Here is a 15,536-nt window from a genome sequence, read left to right on the forward strand (position 1 = left end):
GTAATCCTATTTGGCGCAGCGAGCATTGCGTCACTCAGAAAGTAGCGGCGCAAGCTACATCAATTCAAAACTCCTACCGTTAATTCGAGCTTACTCACACTTAACCTATTAATATGTGGCTAAAATTTCTCCAGTCAGACAAGGAGAAATGTCTATGCCAATCTATCCAATTGTCGCGTTTTGCTGTTTGATATTTTCTAGCTCCGCACTTGCAGCTGCGACCAGTGAACTTAATCTCATCAATTCCACCGTCGGTTACGCCGCGCTGATCTTCTTCACCATTGCCTACATTCTGGTGATGTTGGAAGAATACCTGCACATGCGAAAATCCAAGCCTGTGCTGCTCGCCGCGGGATTAATCTGGATTTTGATTGGTTACACCTTTACCCAGCACAACCAAGCTGACGTCGCTAAAGCCGCACTGGAACACAACCTTCTGGAATACGCCGAACTTTTATTGTTCCTACTGGTGGCGATGACTTACATCAATGCGATGGAAGAGCGCAGATTATTCGATGCCTTGCAGGCGTGGATGGTCGGTAAAGGCTTTGATTTCAAGAAGCTATTTTGGCTCACAGGTGGCTTAGCCTTCGTAATTTCTCCAATCGCCGACAACTTAACCACGGCGCTATTGATGTGTGCAGTGGTGATGAAAGTCTCGGGCGATAACCCAAGGTTTGTAAACCTAGCTTGTATCAACATCGTCATAGCGGCCAACGCGGGCGGTGCATTCAGTCCGTTTGGCGATATTACGACTCTGATGGTATGGCAGGCAGGACACGTCAGTTTTGCTGAGTTTATGCCGCTGTTTGTGCCTTCACTGATCAACTACATTATTCCAGCGTTCATCATGTCGTTGTTTGTGCCAAACACCAAGCCAGATACGGTTCATGAGCACATCGAACTTAAGCGTGGCGCAAGACGCATCGTGGGTTTGTTTATCCTGACTATTGCCACTGCGGTATCTTTCCATGCATTGCTGCACTTCCCACCTGTAATTGGCATGATGATGGGGCTCGCTTATCTGCAATTTTTCGGCTATTTCTTGCGCAGAACCCTTAGACACTCCCTCGCCAAAAAAGCCGCGCGCGCGATTGCCAATGGCGACGATTACGCATTAAAACGCTTAGGCTCTGTCGTGCCATTTGATGTTTTCCACCGTGTGTCTCGCGCCGAATGGGACACCTTACTGTTCTTCTACGGCGTGGTTATGTGTGTTGGCGGCTTGAGTTTACTTGGCTATCTCGAACTGGTTTCTAACGTGATGTACACCGAGTGGAACCCAATTTGGGCGAACGTCATGGTCGGGATACTCTCCGCTATCGTCGATAACATTCCGGTGATGTTTGCTGTGCTCACCATGGATCCAAGCATGTCAATGGGGAACTGGTTATTGGTGACACTCACCGCGGGGGTTGGTGGTAGTTTGCTGTCGATTGGTTCTGCTGCAGGTGTGGCTCTCATGGGCGCTGCGAGGGGACAATACACCTTCTTTGGACACCTTAAATGGGCACCGGTGATTGCTCTGGGTTACGCAGCGAGTATTGCCGCGCATCTTTGGATGAATGGCAGCTTGTTTACTTAAACTGCCTCAATCCATGCTACGTATCTTTATCGGTCTGATGGGTGGTTGACGCCATCCATCACCTCTATCTCTCCCAATTCATACGGATTTACGCCTTCTAAGCAGCCAACGTTATAACCATATTCACTCGGGTTAGAGCGACGTTGATGGTGGGTATAGATGCCACATTCACTACAGAAGAAATGCTTAGCCGTGTTGGTATTAAACTGGTACAGCTTGAGTACATCCTCACCTTGGATGATGCGAATCCCATTCAAAGGCACCGATGCCACAATCGCGCCACGACGTCGGCACATAGAACAATCACAACGTCTAGGCTTCTCGATTCCATTTGGTAATGACAGTTCAATTTGCACTTTTCCGCAATGACAAGAAAGCTTATGCAAAGGCTGAATTATCGTACTACCTACTTGTTTAATCATGACATTTCCTCGCTCCTTCCGTGTTTGCCTAGCTTAATGTGTAAAGTCTGTTAAACAGTTAACATCCGCGCAATCTAGGTCAAAAACTCGACATCAATCACTTTTCACGACATTTTATTCAGCGATTTATCACTATTTGGTTGGCGTTTTGCCAACCGCGTCCGTTTTGGTTGCGCGCTCGCAGTTAAAACGGTTTTCAAACCAAGGAAAATACTTTTATGGATAAAGATCATAGCCTTAGAGAGAACCTCTTGGCTCTGACGCTCGGTAGTGCGTTGGTGTCACTTGGGGTTATCTTCTTCAACAAAGTGGGATTGCTCACTGGCGGAACAGCGGGTTTAGCAATCTTCCTCACTAAGATCAGTGACTTCAGTTTTGGTCAGGTGTTCTTCGTACTTAACCTACCTTTCTACATTTTGTCTGTGATGCGCATGGGTTGGCGTTTTACCATCAACACTTTTATTGCGGTTTCGATCGTTTCCTTTGCGGTAGACCACCTGCACCATGTGATTGAAATTTCTCGCATTGAACCCGTTTATGCCGCACTGCTCGGTGGTGGTTTGATTGGTATGGGGATGCTGGTGATTTTCCGTCACAAGATGAGTTTAGGTGGCTTTAACATCTTGGCGCTTTACCTTCAGGAACGCTTTGGCATTCGTGCAGGCAAAGTACAGATGGCACTCGACTGCACCATCGTTGTGATGTCGCTATTTATCGTCGATGTTTACTTGATTGCCCTTTCTGTACTGGGCGCTGTGGCGACCAACTTAATCTTGGCCATGAACCACAAACCTGGGCGTTATCAGCCCAAGCCACAAGCTGCGTAATAGCACAAGTCACGATGAAGAAACAAAGCCCCGAGCCATTAACTCGGGGCTTTTTGTTTGTTCTAATTCGCTAATGAAAACATTACACCAATGGCGAATTCTCACAGTATTTCTGATCATCTGCCGTCAGTTTTTGCTTGCTCGCTTGGCTTAAGTGATAGTGCACCAGCATCAGCAAATCATGCGCGTAGAAAAGCTCGAAAGCGTCTTCACCATTTTGTCGACAAATTGCCTCACAGCGTTCAGCGTGCACTTTGGCTTTGAGTGGGTTACCAGCTTTAAGCAGGCTCATCGCCAAGCGATATTCTGCGCGCTCTTCTTGCATCCAACCACCAGCAACTTTCCAGTATTCAAGCGCCAATGTGGCGGCCTCTAGCATGTGTTTTACTTGCACTTCAGAGCGTATTTCAAGCTCTTCATATTGGCAGGCAAGGTTGTTTCCCGTAATGGCAATTGAGCGCGCTAAAGGCTCGGCAGCTTGGTCTGATTCTATACCGTTGGCTGCTTTCGCTAACCATGTGCTAGCTTGCTCTAGCTCGTTCATTGCTGACAGCTCGTTGGCAATTTGAGCAAACACGCGGCGCTGATCGACATCCTCCAAATCAGCGATATGGTTTGTGTTTTGGTCAACAAAGTACTGTGCGACAGCTTTGGCTCTCTGAGGTGCCAAACACTGATTCACAACGACATTTTCGAGCTTATCTAAACTGGTGAGAAACTGCTTCGGGTCGTGCAGATGACCAATGGAAGTGTGCAGCATCAAGGGGAAGATGCGCTCAGCATGGCTAGTGTCTTCCACCTCGCTAAGCGCTTGTTCTAATTGAGTGTATGTTTGTTGTGGCTGCGCTTCATGCTGCTGCCAACTTTGGTTTATGAATGCATCAAAATCCGTTTTGAAAGACATATCCTTATTATCCTTTTTCATTGCTCTGGATTGCTTATTAGCTCAACAACCCTACACAAAATCGAAGCAAATAAGGTAAACCTTGCCGGATTCTGAGAATGGCCTCACTTAAAGTGGCGTGCCGTTTTCCAAAGCCAATAATCGCTGTTTGCGCTCTACTCCGCCCGCATAGCCAGTGAGCTTGCCACTTTTGCCGATGACACGATGGCAAGGCACTACAATCGAGATTGGGTTTTTACCATTCGCCAGCCCCACCGCGCGTACCGCTTTCGGATTGCCGATGGCGTTCGCCAGATCTTGGTAACTCCATGTTTCACCATAAGGAATGGTCGTTAGTGCATGCCATACTTGAGTTTGGAAATCCGTACCTGTCGCAGCAAGGGGCAAGTCAAATTCGTTACGCAGCCCAGCAAAGTATTCTTCCAATTGAGTAACGGTTTGGCTGAGCACGGCATGTTGATCATCACGCTCACCCAAATCGTCTGGTTTGGTGGTACACGTTTCAAACCAAATTCCCAGCAAACCTTGATCGTTAGCTTGAATGGTCACAGCGCCTAACGGACTTGGCATTACCGTATAAAGTGATTTCATGATTGATTCCATAAGTGAAAAGTCGCGTAACTGCCCCAAGGCGACGCAGTATGAGCATTCAATGACGGATAGTTTGGCATGGCTTTCTTCACCACCAAGTCTTTATCTAAAAAACAATCGGGCTGAGATTGGCCACGCAATTGCGCATAGCTCACCGTCCACGGACCAATGCCTTTTAATTCCAGCCATTGCTGCGGATCGGCTTCTGGGTTTTGCTGCATGTACTGAGCAAATCGCACAAGCGTGTCTTTACGGCTTTGCGGCATACGCAAGAAGCTAACATCAGCATTCGCAATGGCTTCTGGCGTCGGAAAGTGACGCGCTTGCTGATCGCTACTGAGCGTTGCTACCAACAAATTAAGTTGTCCGATAGCCGCTTTGACCGACACTTGCTGCCCCAACACAGCGCGTACACCGGCTTCCCACGCACTCCAGACGCCCGGAATACGAATCCCTTGGGTTTTCACCAATCCCGGCGCGATGTATTCAAGGTGCTGCTCCACCGTGCAAATATCCGCATCAAGGTCGAACATACGACGCACACCAGACACCAAATTCTGCAATTTCGTGACGTCTTCAATGTCGAACTCCATCTCAAGGTAACCCTCCCCTTGAGTGACCTTAAATCGTGCATGGCAATCATCGAGTAGAACATTGCGCAGGTATGCGTCTTGTGTAACTTCTTCCATTCCCTCAATCGCACGCAGACGATAAAAGTCGAGCATGTGTTGCCAGTTCAAAGCTCCGCGATAAGGGAGCACGATTCGATTCGTCCCCACGCCATCAAACTCCTTTCTGCGCACTTGAGAAGGCGTTAGCTGAAGGATCTTTTGAAACGCATCATTGAAACGTCGAGTGCTGTTAAAACCTGCTGCAAAGCCGACTTCAGTGACTGACATCGAACTCGAATGCAGAAGCTGCTTGGCAAACATCAACTGCTGATACTGTGCATACTGCTTAGGTGACATCCCCAAATATTGTTCGAACAGCATGCGCAAGTAACGATCAGAGATCCCGAGACGCTCAGAGAGATCCGCCAGGGACTGATGATGCAATGCACCTTGATCGATCATGTTGATCGCACGTTGAAATGTGGTTTCAACCCCTTTCCAAGCCCATGATCCTGGTGCACTGTCTGGGCGACAACGCAAGCACGGACGGTAACCCGCCTTCAAGGCTTGCGTCTTGTCAGTGAAATACTCGACGTTTTCCTCTTTGGGCAAATTAGCTGGGCAGATTGGGCGACAAAAGATCCCTGTCGTTTTCACCGCAATGTAAAAGCGCCCATCAAAACGGCTGTCACGTGCCATGCGTGCTTTTTGACATTGTTCGAAGGTCAACGATGTGTGTGGATGGATGAGCATAGTGCTGTCCTTGCGTACACAGTGGGTGTTTAACGAGTGGGTAACTTGCTCGCCACTCGATCGGTATAACTTCATTGTAGAACGAGGAGTTACTGTAGATTAGCCATTTTCGGAACTCAATATTGAGAAATTTTGGCATTAGTAAATTTGTGCACTAAAGTTAGATCAGAACAACACAACAACGTCGGCTAAAGGGAATTGGCATGGACTTACATACGTGCGTGATTGTACTTAGAAATCACAAGGTTATTACCAGTAAATCAGTCGAGCACTCGATAGGGATTATCGAACGCGACTCTGATAACGAGATTTCCGAAATTCAAATCAATGCGACTGATGGTGTGAATATTCGCACTTATCACTACCGTAGTGTGGAAGACTCGCTTGAAAGCTTAATGAATCTATAAAAACTCCTTTCTCCCTTGTTAATCGTAAAAGCAAAAGAGCACTGGTTACTGTGCTCTTTTTTTTTGCTCTGCATTTACGGAATTCTTGTTTCAAAATACAAAACACGCTCGAAAAGTTATTCGAAATTTTGCGATTTCCATAATCAAAACCATCACAGCAACAGCCCATAAACAACGTCTAACATCAACCTAAGCGTCTGTATTTATTCAGTTAAAAACGTTCCATCGAATTTATCGAACGAGAACATCAAATTGCCCCAATTTTTTCTTTCTCTCCTCCTACCTACACTGATTTCAACGGCAAGGGAGTCACCACTCCGCATCAGAAAAATTCGAGAAAGGATAAAGTCATGAAAGCACTACTACAGAAAATCACCACTTCAAACGCGGGTTACAGCGCACTCGCACTTCGCATTCCAGTCGGCATCATCTTTATGGCGCACGGCGCACAAAAACTTTTTGGCTGGTTTGGCGGTTATGGCCTTGAAGGTACAGGTCAATGGATGGCATCGATTGGTTTAGGCCCTGGCATGTTGATGGCATTTTTAGCTGGCAGTGCAGAGTTTTTTGGCGGCTTGTTTATCTTGCTTGGTCTGCTTACCCGCCCTGCAGCGGTGGCGTTAGCATTCACCATGGTGATCGCCATTTTCTCGGTTCACTTTGAAAACGGTTTGTTTATGTCGAACAACGGTTACGAGTTTGGTTTAGCACTACTGGCAGCAAGCGTTTCTCTCGCTTTCTCTGGCGCAGGCAAAGCCGCATTGGATGAAGCACTTCGTCAGAAACTAGCGTAAGACGATCACTAGGAGGAGATGATTATGATTACCGTAAGACATGCAAATGACCGTGGTCGCGCGAATTTTGGTTGGCTCGACAGTAAGCACAGTTTCTCTTTCGGCAGCTACTACGATCCGCAACACATGGGCTTTTCAGAGCTACGCGTGATTAACGATGACGTTGTAGAACCCAATGCAGGGTTTGATACACATGGTCACCGCGACATGGAGATCATCAGCTATGTTTTGCAAGGCGTTATCGCTCACAAAGACAGTGAAGGCAACGTAAAAACCTTGCCTGCTGGTGAATTCCAACTGATGTCGGCTGGCAAAGGGATTTACCACAGTGAATACAATGCTTCAGACAGTGAAACACTGCGCTTTCTGCAAATCTGGATTCAACCAAACACGTTTGGCAATAAACCAGGTTACCAACAAAAAGACTTTGGTCAGGAAAAAGGCTTAACCACCATTGCAACACCAACTGGTGAGAACGGTACGCTGCATATCAAGCAAGATGCCACACTGCATCAGTTGATTCTCGACGCAAACTCCGAGTTAAGCTTTGCTATCGAATCAGGTCGCAACGTGTATGTTCATCAAGTGGAAGGTGAGCTTAAGGTCGACAACACCACATTGACCGGTGGTGATGGAGCGAAAGTAGAACAGCAGAGCACCATCATGTTCCGCAATGATTCGGACAAACCAACAACCGCACTGGTGTTCGATCTGCCATAACTCTCGGTTCAGCCATTGCTTAGGTTTATAAATACTTAAAGATTTATGCAATCTCATATAAAAAACCCCTTGGCATCACACCAAGGGGTTTTCGTTTAATTTTGCTCTGGATCGCAAAAGCAGAAATTACTCGTCTGCTGGAATGTCCGCAATTTGCTGCAAGCTGTACGCGGTTAGCGGGTCAATCTCTTTTACGATTTCTTCAACCTGCTTAATCGCTTCTACAGACGTGCTGGCTTTGCGATAGCTCAAATAGATAGGACGGTACCAATCTTCTACGCCAGACACCTTGTGGAGCTGCCCGCTTGCAATAAACGGCTCTACCAGAGACGCTGGTAGGTATGCGCTGCCACCTTTCTCTAAAACGAAGTCTAACGCGATACGAGCGGTAGAAGTGCGAAGGTAAGGCGCCGGGTTTTTCGGGTGGCGTTCTGCGTGTTCTGAAGCGAAGCGCGTACCCCAATCTACGTAAACGTATTTCTTGTTAAACACCGTATCAAGAGAATCTTGTTCGGTAGACACGAGCACCAGCACCACGTCAGCAACTTTTTTGCAGTTAAGCTCATCCGCTTTGATTTGATCGAAGGCGAAAGCCATATCGAGAGTGCGTTCAAGCAGGCTGCGGCTTAGCATCTCACGTCCCATGACTTCCGCCATAAAACCGTAACCACCAAACGAGTCTGTTACCACACTCAAACAGTTTTGCAGGTAAGCATCCCAAATGTTCGGCGTACCACCCATAGTGAGCTGTAACGCTTTGCCATCTTCGAGGGATAATTCGAGTTTGGCTTGCTGCAAAGTGGTGACCATCACCTCTGCATAGCCTATTAAACGCTCACCTGCGGAGGTCAACTTTATGTTATTTCGATCACGAATAAACAACTGCGTATCGAAATAACTTTCGAGTTGTTTGATGCGTGCGCTCACTGCGGCTTGAGTAATGTACAAGTTCTCAGCAGCTCGTCCGAAGTGACGAACCTTTGCCAGCTCTAAAAATGTTCGAAAGACCTTTACATCCATAAACCATCTCCTGGTCAATATAAAACCAGATTAACAACTAATTAAAATTTTGACGACAAAAAAGTTTTGTTTTTCTTTTGTTAGCTTTGCGCCTAATTTTCGCCGTAATTCATCACATTCATCAATAACGGTTACAGAGGCTGTTGATATGTCTGACACTGAATTTCGTCATGGCAAAAAACGTTTTTACGACAACGTAAAATTCCCACGCGGCTTTGCAAAGTCTGGCGATTTTACTCTTTCGGAAGAGGAAATCCTAACAATTTATGGGGATACTATGCTTGGCCTAGAGTCAGGCGAGTTGACACCTGAGAACAGCGAAGAGAAACACTTCGTGAAAGTTCTGGAAAACCCAGGCAAAGCGAAAACTAAGATCGAGCGCACTTGGTTAAAATACACACAATTAGCTCGTGGTCGCAAACGCTTCCACACGCTAAATGGTCGTAACAAACCAGAGGCGACAGATGACTACGCAGAAGAGAGCCTAGCAGAAGACGATTAACCGACTCTGCCAAGCCTTAATGCTTGGTTAATCCCCAGAGTGTTTCATTCTGTGGAGTTGCAAAAATTTTTCTTTTCCAAAAGCCCAGAGGTGTTTCACCAAAGGGCTTTTTCATTTTTTAGTAAGCCTATTTATCCGGCGAGCACTCACTTCGCCAGCATGGCGACCTTCTTCAAGAAGCTGTCTTTAAGATGCTCTTGGTCATACTCCAACTGATAGGTGTTGTGGAAACCCACTTTGAGCTCCACGCCATTGCCTCTCAGAAACACGTTATAGCCGTCGTAATCAGAAAAGGCTTCTACCCCTTCATACATCTTGCCAAACTCGGTAGGCGTGCCGTTGTTCATCACACATTCGTATGCTTGCAGCACTTTGGTTGCGTCTAAGTCGTTTTTCATTGCGATTCCCTCAGCAATAAACACACTTTAAGTATGGTTAAGGAAGAAACGCCGTGCCACACCATAGATTGCGTGAGATCATAACTTCGGCATTTTTCTTCCCCTTCTCCTACGCAACTCGGTTCAATTTGGCTCGCTCATTCAGCCAAAAAACTTTTTTTCAGTCATAAATTTTAAACGCTAATCAACTAGTCTAACGCACTCTATATAAGAGGGTAATCGCAACAAGCAAACGTGAAAACTGTTGAGAAAAGCAACATTGGTTAAAGAAAAAGCAAAATTTTGACCTAAAACAATAGCAGATCGTCATTACTTATTTTATAATGCGAATTAATGTTTCAGGACATCTTAAATTCCAATAACTAGGGGCACAAAATGAGACTTATCCCGTTAGCTCAAGCAGCACAAGTAGGCAAGTGGGCAGCAGCACACATCGCTAAGCGCATCAACGACTTCAAACCAACTGCTGAGCGTCCGTTCGTTCTGGGTCTACCTACTGGTGGCACTCCTCTAGCAACTTACAAAGCATTGATCGAACTTTACCAAGCTGGTGAAGTGAGCTTCGAACACGTTGTGACTTTCAACATGGACGAGTACATCGGTATCCCTGCGGATCACCCAGAATCATACCGTTCATTCATGTACAACAACTTCTTCAACCACGTAAACATTCAAGAAGCGAACATCAACCTTCTTAACGGTAACGCGGAAGATCACGAAGCGGAATGCCAACGCTACGAAGACAAAATCAAGTCTTACGGCAAGATCAACCTATTCATGGGCGGCGTAGGTAACGACGGTCACATCGCATTTAACGAGCCTGCATCTTCTCTGTCTTCTCGCACTCGCATCAAGACACTAACTGAAGACACTCGTATCGCGAACTCTCGTTTCTTCGATGGCGACATCAACCAAGTTCCTAAGTACGCACTAACTATCGGTGTTGGCACGCTACTAGACGCTGAAGAAGTGATGATCCTAGTAACTGGTCACAACAAAGCACTTGCTCTACAAGCAGCAGTAGAAGGCAGCGTAAACCACCTATGGACGGTTTCTGCACTTCAACTACACCCTAAAGCAGTGATCGTTTGTGATGAGCCTTCACAACAAGAGCTTAAAGTGAAGACTGTTAAGTACTTCTCTGAGCTAGAAGCGGAAAACATCAAAGGTTTCTAATCCTTCGGGTAACACCCAAAGATAAACGCTGAATACACAAAACCCGTGAGTCATCACGGGTTTTTTCGTTTTTAGAGACTGGCAGGTTTGAAGGTGTAGGAATCTAAACAACCGCTAGCGAGGCGTTTAATAAGCTTGAATACCAAACTGGCGCAGACGTTTTGGCAATACCTCATCGAGTTTATCTAACTCACTCAGCTCGACCTCAATGAGGTTGAAGTTATGCTGCTCGTAAACCGTACGAATCTTTTCTCGCTCCGCTTCTAACATCTCACCAGAATCGCTGCCCCAAAACTGCAAATAGACCTTTCCACCTGGTAGGTAGAAATCGCTTGTCACATCTTGGTCGATCGGCAGCTGACGCTCATAAGCGTGTACTACTCCTGCCAAATACAGCCAGTTATCGATCAGCAGTTCTCCTTTAGAACGAACATAATGCCCGTCTAAAGTGCGGTGCTTAGCTTCAAACTTCTGCCGAAAACTAGAAAACGACTTATCTGTCGAATGGGACTCGGCATCTTGACCTAAAAACTCAATCACAGACTGCTTGAGACGCTTGTTACGTAGCACTACGTCGTGCCACACCACAAAGGTATTCTGTGACTCTTTATCGGTTCTCTGCTGGCCACCAGCGCGGATTCCGGCTTCGGTTAAACTCCAACCTTCTTCGGATTTACTGATCCAACCTAATTCACTTAACAGCTGGTTCATGCGCTTGGCATTGAGCTTAAGCTTCTCACCTAACTGGGTTGCGCTGTAGGTTTTGCCAGACGTTGCAGCAAGCTCGATGTGCAAGTTAGTCGGCCATACGATGAACTGCCCGAATTTAGGGTGATCAACATACTCACCGCCGAACTTGGCGCCCTCTTCGGTCAAAATCCATTTCTCGTCTTGGCGAACGATGTAGCCTGCGCGTTTGAGATCCGCAAACAGCAGCTTAGCTTCTATCTGACGCATTTTTGCCAGCGCCGACGTCGATATTTTTTCAGACACGATTCATGCCTCCTGCTACTGTTTGAAATAAGGTAATGACTTGGATATTAACGCATTGATTTCATTGCTTGAAGTAAGAATAGTTGGGATTTTCTATCCACAACAAAAAAGGAGCACTTTGGCTCCTTTCTCTACATCGAATTGAATCGGCTTAATTATTCGCGAGTTTGGCAAATTTGCTGTAGGTGCTGATTTTGCCGTTGATGTACTCGATACCACTGTGCACATTGTTTTCGGTGTGACCAACAATTTGGTATTCGACGATGAATTCACCGCTGATGACTTTGATAAACAAGAAGCCGTCGCTGACCTTCCATAAGCCCTGTAAGCCACGCTCACTGAACAAGTCTTTTTCCACCAGCGTGCCATTTGGTTTGAGCTCTAAAATCGATGAGAAACCGTCTACGTTCACTTTTACCCAAGGCTGTTGATGCACTTCGTAGCTGAGGATTTTGCGGCGTGTCTTCGCCCACTCACGCAGTTCTTGCTCTTGCGCTGGGGTGAGAATTGGCAGGTCTTCCATCTCCAATAGGGTGTGATGTTTTTCGTACCAGAAAAGTTGCAGATGGAGTAATTTCATTCAGATTAACGGGGTTTCATAACGACAAAGCGCAACTTTGCTCCAACCCTGATGGTAAGTCAACCAATGAAACGAAAGAGTGCAGTTTTCACGAGGGTTAAAAACTGCACGTTCCCACGATGGGAAAACGGTGCCCAATAACGAGCACCGGAGCATGTAAGTGTTTATACGGTTTAAAGAGAATTATGCGGCAAACAACCTTGGCAATTCCGCATGATCACACGCTTGATTTAAGCGCTGTTGAGCGGTTTGAATGTGCGCACGCCAATGTTCATCTTGCGCCCACATCTCAATCACCAGTGGCACGACGCAGTCTGTCTCTTTGAGTGTGCGGAAGATGGCATCGAAGTTCACTTCACCATCGCCAATCACGAGATCGCGAAACTGACCTTTGTACTCTGGCGTCACGCGATAGGTGTCTTTAAGGTGGATTTGGGTAATGTGCGGCTTACTCAATTTCAGCTCGGTGCACACGTCGTAATTCCAACCCGAAATGTTGCCTACGTCTGGATAAGCAGTGAAATACGGCGAATTCACTTCGCGATTGAGCACCTCGAACTTACTCAATGAATTGAGGTAATCGGTGTCCATGATTTCGACAGCAAGCATCACACCTGCGCGCTCTGCCAGTTTCGCCGCTTCCTTCATACCTTCAATAAAACGCAAATGCGTAGCACGGTTTGCTGGCTCGTAATACACATCGTAGCCAGCTAATTGAATGGTACGGACGCCAAGTTTGTACGCCAATGCGATCGCCTTTTCCATGTGCAGCACGGCTTGCTCGCGTATCTTCGGATCAGCCGAGCCAAACGGAAACTTACGGTGCGCGCTCAAACACATTGACTGCAATGGCATGCCGTAGCGTTCACACTGATGACGCAGAGTGTAAATCGTCTCGTCGTCCCAATCTAAGCGGCTGCGGCGCTCGTCTGATTCGTCCACCGAGATTTCAAGAAAGTCGAAGCCCAACTCTTTGGTCACGCTGAGCTTTTCTTCCCAGCTTAACTCTTTCGGCAACGCTTTCTCATACAAGCCAACACGATGACGTTGTAGGTTCTGATACATGTCGCCCCCTAGTTCCAGTAACGGTCGATTTGCGCTTTCAATGCTTCTGCAGTTTCTTGCCCTTTGTCGCCAGCCAATGCGCGACCTGCGATAAAGGTTTTCGCTTTGATACCTTCAAACAGGTAGATGTCTTCTGGCACGATACCGCCCGTGATAGAGAGCTCAATACCTAGCTCAGAGAGTTGGCGCATCTTGCTGATGTCAGCGTCTGTCCAGCCAATCCCTGCCAACTCTGCATCGCGAGAACGGTGGTAAATCGCTTGAGTGATGCCAAGATCCACCCACGCTTGCGCATCTTCCATCGTCCAGTTGCCGTAGATTTCGATTTGGATTTCGCCACTAAACTCATCCGCGACTTTCTTACACGCTTCTATGGTCGCAATGTGCGCTGCGGCTGAAACCGTAATCCAGTCAGCGCCCGCTTCAAACGCCATGCGAGACAAAATCGCGCCGCCGTCGGTGGTCTTCATGTCGCACACTAGAATATGGTCTGGGTGGTTCTTACGCAGTGTTGAGACCGCATTCATCCCTTCTGCGAACGCTAGAATGGTGCCTACTTCAATCACATCGACATAGCTATGTACATTGCTTGCAACCGCCACTGCGTCAGTTAGGTTAGTTTGGTCTAGAGCGATTTGAATCATTGGTTTGGTCATGATGCTTATCCTTGAATTTTTTCACGTATCAGACGAGCTAAGCCGTCGTTATTGTTATCGGTTTCGCACACCAAACGGGCGCTTGAACGTACCGTCTCGTCTGCGTTATTCATGGCAACGCCTAGTCCGGCGTAACGGAGCATGGAAATATCATTGTGGTTATCGCCCACGGCAATGACATGATTCGGGTGATAACCCAGCTCAGAAACGTATTCCGCCAGTCTTAAACCTTTGCTGTTGCCTTTTGCTGCGAAGTCGATGCGATTCGACCACGAGCGTTCGCCGTTGAATTTCTCTTTCACCCATGGGTTTTCAATCAAGCGTTCTACCGAGCTTGGTAAACCTTCCACTACGAATTTCCACACGAACTCGGTATTGCGCACTTCTTCGCTGAACGAGTCGATTTTGTAGATCTTCGGTTGAAGATGCTCAGGCGCGGTTTTCGCCCACTTTTCCAACGCTTCCATGTAATGAATTGGGTTGTAGTTTGAGTACGTCATGGCATCGGTTACATACATCACCATCTTGACCTGAAACTCCTTCGCCAAGGCGATAAACGTCAGCGCATCTTCCTTATCGATGGAGTTGTGCTTGAGTACACGGTCATTGTGGTAGTCATAAACATAAGTGCCGTTGCAGCAGATGATAGGCGTGGTAAGACCCAACTCATCGTAATACGGGCGTGCCGCAGTGTGATGGCGTCCGGTGACAATCACCACGTGACACTTCTGCTGCGCTTCTTGAATCGCTTTTTTCACCTCTGGGTGAATGCTGTGGTCATCGGTGAGAACGGTTCCGTCTAAATCTAAAGCAAGCACTTTGTACATGTCGTTACCTCTGCCCGTAGTAGGCGTTTTCACCGTGCTTACGCAGGTAGTGTTTGTCTGAAAGCTCAGGCTGGATCTTGATGCCGCTGTTGAGTGAACGTGTTGCTAATGCCATGGCAGAAATCTCTTCCAATACCACTGCGTTGTGCACGGCATCGTCAGCGTTGGTTCCCCAAGAGAAAGGCGCATGCCCTGCCACAATCACGCTTGGTACTGCCATTGGGTCGATACGGCGTTGACGAAACTCTTCCACTATCACTAAGCCAGTGTTCTTCTCGTACTCTTCGGCAATTTCGCGTTGTGAAAGCTTGCGAGTACATGGAATGTCGCCGTAGAAGTAATCGGCATGAGTCGTGCCTAGTGCTGGAATATCAATCCCCGCTTGCGCCCAAATCGTTGCGCTGCGTGAGTGGGTGTGCACCACGCCACCCACTTGTGGGAACGCTTTGTAGATCTCAATGTGGGTCGCGGTATCGCTGGATGGATTCATATTGCCTTCCACCACATTGCCGTCTAGATCGACCACCACAATGTGCTCAGCGCGCATGCCATCGTATTCCACCCCTGACGGTTTAATCGCAATCACGCCGCGCTCGCGGTCAATCTCAGACACGTTGCCCCAGGTGAAGGTCACCAAGCCGTATTTCGGCAGTTTGAGGTTGGCTTCGAGCACACGTTGTTTCAGTTCGCTGTACATGATTTCTC

The 15,536-nt window shown here is 47.3% G+C and carries 19 protein-coding genes; 7 read left to right on the forward strand and 12 right to left on the reverse strand.

Annotated features, from left to right (window positions below; all coding sequences use genetic code 11):
• Positions 1 to 154 precede the first annotated feature (154 nt).
• Positions 155 to 1,585, forward strand: coding sequence for a sodium:proton antiporter NhaD (gene nhaD / locus KIT90_RS10385; RefSeq protein ID WP_005434712.1), 1,431 nt, complete (start codon positions 155 to 157; stop codon positions 1,583 to 1,585).
• Positions 1,586 to 1,611: 26 nt separating this feature from the next.
• Here nhaD and KIT90_RS10390 read toward each other — a convergent pair whose 3' ends face one another.
• A complete protein-coding gene (locus KIT90_RS10390) occupies positions 1,612 to 2,007 on the reverse strand; it encodes a GFA family protein (RefSeq protein ID WP_020195074.1) in 396 nt (131 codons plus the stop codon).
• A 218-nt stretch (positions 2,008 to 2,225) separates the two neighbouring features.
• Here KIT90_RS10390 and KIT90_RS10395 point away from each other — a divergent pair, with 218 nt between their 5' ends.
• Positions 2,226 to 2,834, forward strand: coding sequence for a YitT family protein (locus tag KIT90_RS10395; protein ID WP_005434710.1), 609 nt, complete (start codon positions 2,226 to 2,228; stop codon positions 2,832 to 2,834).
• Positions 2,835 to 2,916: 82 nt separating this feature from the next.
• On the opposite strand, the gene KIT90_RS10400 is transcribed toward KIT90_RS10395, so the two are convergent.
• The 3 genes from KIT90_RS10400 to KIT90_RS10410 all read right to left on the reverse strand — a co-directional run bounded on the left by KIT90_RS10400 (position 2,917) and on the right by KIT90_RS10410 (position 5,693).
• Entirely contained in the window at positions 2,917 to 3,738 is an 822-nt protein-coding gene (locus KIT90_RS10400) for a hypothetical protein (protein WP_285376567.1), read from the reverse strand.
• A gap of 108 nt (positions 3,739 to 3,846) precedes the next feature.
• Entirely contained in the window at positions 3,847 to 4,329 is a 483-nt protein-coding gene (locus KIT90_RS10405; protein WP_078610179.1) for a methylated-DNA--[protein]-cysteine S-methyltransferase, read from the reverse strand.
• Positions 4,326 to 5,693 carry a DNA-3-methyladenine glycosylase 2 family protein gene (locus KIT90_RS10410; RefSeq protein ID WP_285376568.1) on the reverse strand — a complete coding sequence of 456 codons (1,368 nt, stop codon included), beginning with the start codon at positions 5,691 to 5,693 and terminating at the stop codon, positions 4,326 to 4,328. Before KIT90_RS10410 ends, KIT90_RS10405 begins: the two co-directional genes overlap by 4 nt.
• Positions 5,694 to 5,896: 203 nt before the next feature.
• Between KIT90_RS10410 and KIT90_RS10415 the strand changes: the two genes are divergently transcribed.
• The 3 genes from KIT90_RS10415 (at position 5,897) to KIT90_RS10425 (ending at position 7,614) form a co-directional block, all read left to right on the forward strand.
• A complete protein-coding gene (locus tag KIT90_RS10415; RefSeq protein ID WP_020195070.1) occupies positions 5,897 to 6,100 on the forward strand; it encodes a hypothetical protein in 204 nt (67 codons plus the stop codon).
• A gap of 350 nt (positions 6,101 to 6,450) precedes the next feature.
• Positions 6,451 to 6,894 (forward strand): DoxX family protein, encoded by a 444-nt coding sequence (locus KIT90_RS10420; protein WP_038895002.1) that lies wholly within the window; start codon positions 6,451 to 6,453, stop codon positions 6,892 to 6,894.
• A 24-nt stretch (positions 6,895 to 6,918) separates the two neighbouring features.
• Positions 6,919 to 7,614, forward strand: a complete 696-nt coding sequence (locus KIT90_RS10425) for a pirin family protein (RefSeq protein WP_285376570.1) — start codon at positions 6,919 to 6,921, stop codon at positions 7,612 to 7,614.
• 126 nt (positions 7,615 to 7,740) lie between these two features.
• Here KIT90_RS10425 and KIT90_RS10430 read toward each other — a convergent pair whose 3' ends face one another.
• The gene (locus tag KIT90_RS10430; protein ID WP_285376572.1) at positions 7,741 to 8,634 is read right to left on the reverse strand and encodes a LysR family transcriptional regulator; all 894 of its coding nucleotides are present in this window, start codon (positions 8,632 to 8,634) and stop codon (positions 7,741 to 7,743) included.
• 148 nt (positions 8,635 to 8,782) lie between these two features.
• On the opposite strand from KIT90_RS10430, the gene KIT90_RS10435 reads away from it, so the two are divergent.
• Positions 8,783 to 9,136: a DUF413 domain-containing protein gene (locus KIT90_RS10435; protein ID WP_009696586.1), complete on the forward strand. Its 354-nt coding sequence runs from the start codon at positions 8,783 to 8,785 to the stop codon at positions 9,134 to 9,136.
• A gap of 146 nt (positions 9,137 to 9,282) precedes the next feature.
• Here KIT90_RS10435 and KIT90_RS10440 read toward each other — a convergent pair whose 3' ends face one another.
• Positions 9,283 to 9,534 carry a DUF3081 domain-containing protein gene (locus KIT90_RS10440; RefSeq protein WP_009706732.1) on the reverse strand — a complete coding sequence of 84 codons (252 nt, stop codon included), beginning with the start codon at positions 9,532 to 9,534 and terminating at the stop codon, positions 9,283 to 9,285.
• Between the two features lie 375 nt (positions 9,535 to 9,909).
• Here KIT90_RS10440 and nagB point away from each other — a divergent pair, with 375 nt between their 5' ends.
• Positions 9,910 to 10,710 (forward strand): glucosamine-6-phosphate deaminase, encoded by an 801-nt coding sequence (nagB, locus tag KIT90_RS10445; protein WP_005448902.1) that lies wholly within the window; start codon positions 9,910 to 9,912, stop codon positions 10,708 to 10,710.
• 126 nt (positions 10,711 to 10,836) lie between these two features.
• Here nagB and KIT90_RS10450 read toward each other — a convergent pair whose 3' ends face one another.
• From KIT90_RS10450 to KIT90_RS10475, 6 genes are all read right to left on the reverse strand, one after another.
• A complete protein-coding gene (locus KIT90_RS10450) occupies positions 10,837 to 11,703 on the reverse strand; it encodes a glycerol kinase (protein WP_285376574.1) in 867 nt (288 codons plus the stop codon).
• Positions 11,704 to 11,854: 151 nt separating this feature from the next.
• Complete coding sequence (locus KIT90_RS10455) at positions 11,855 to 12,283, reverse strand: hypothetical protein (protein WP_005434695.1); 429 nt, start codon at positions 12,281 to 12,283, stop codon at positions 11,855 to 11,857.
• A gap of 183 nt (positions 12,284 to 12,466) precedes the next feature.
• Positions 12,467 to 13,348: an L-ribulose-5-phosphate 3-epimerase gene (locus KIT90_RS10460; RefSeq protein ID WP_285376576.1), complete on the reverse strand. Its 882-nt coding sequence runs from the start codon at positions 13,346 to 13,348 to the stop codon at positions 12,467 to 12,469.
• Positions 13,349 to 13,356: 8 nt separating this feature from the next.
• Positions 13,357 to 14,004, reverse strand: a complete 648-nt coding sequence (locus KIT90_RS10465) for a 3-keto-L-gulonate-6-phosphate decarboxylase UlaD (protein ID WP_005434690.1) — start codon at positions 14,002 to 14,004, stop codon at positions 13,357 to 13,359.
• 5 nt (positions 14,005 to 14,009) lie between these two features.
• A complete protein-coding gene (locus KIT90_RS10470) occupies positions 14,010 to 14,831 on the reverse strand; it encodes a Cof-type HAD-IIB family hydrolase (protein ID WP_005434688.1) in 822 nt (273 codons plus the stop codon).
• Between the two features lie 4 nt (positions 14,832 to 14,835).
• A complete protein-coding gene (locus tag KIT90_RS10475) occupies positions 14,836 to 15,528 on the reverse strand; it encodes an L-ribulose-5-phosphate 4-epimerase (protein ID WP_009696581.1) in 693 nt (230 codons plus the stop codon).
• Positions 15,529 to 15,536: the final 8 nt, after the last annotated feature.

It is taken from the genome of Vibrio sp. B172a (genome assembly GCF_030248355.1).
Lineage (GTDB): Bacteria > Pseudomonadota > Gammaproteobacteria > Enterobacterales > Vibrionaceae > Vibrio > Vibrio owensii.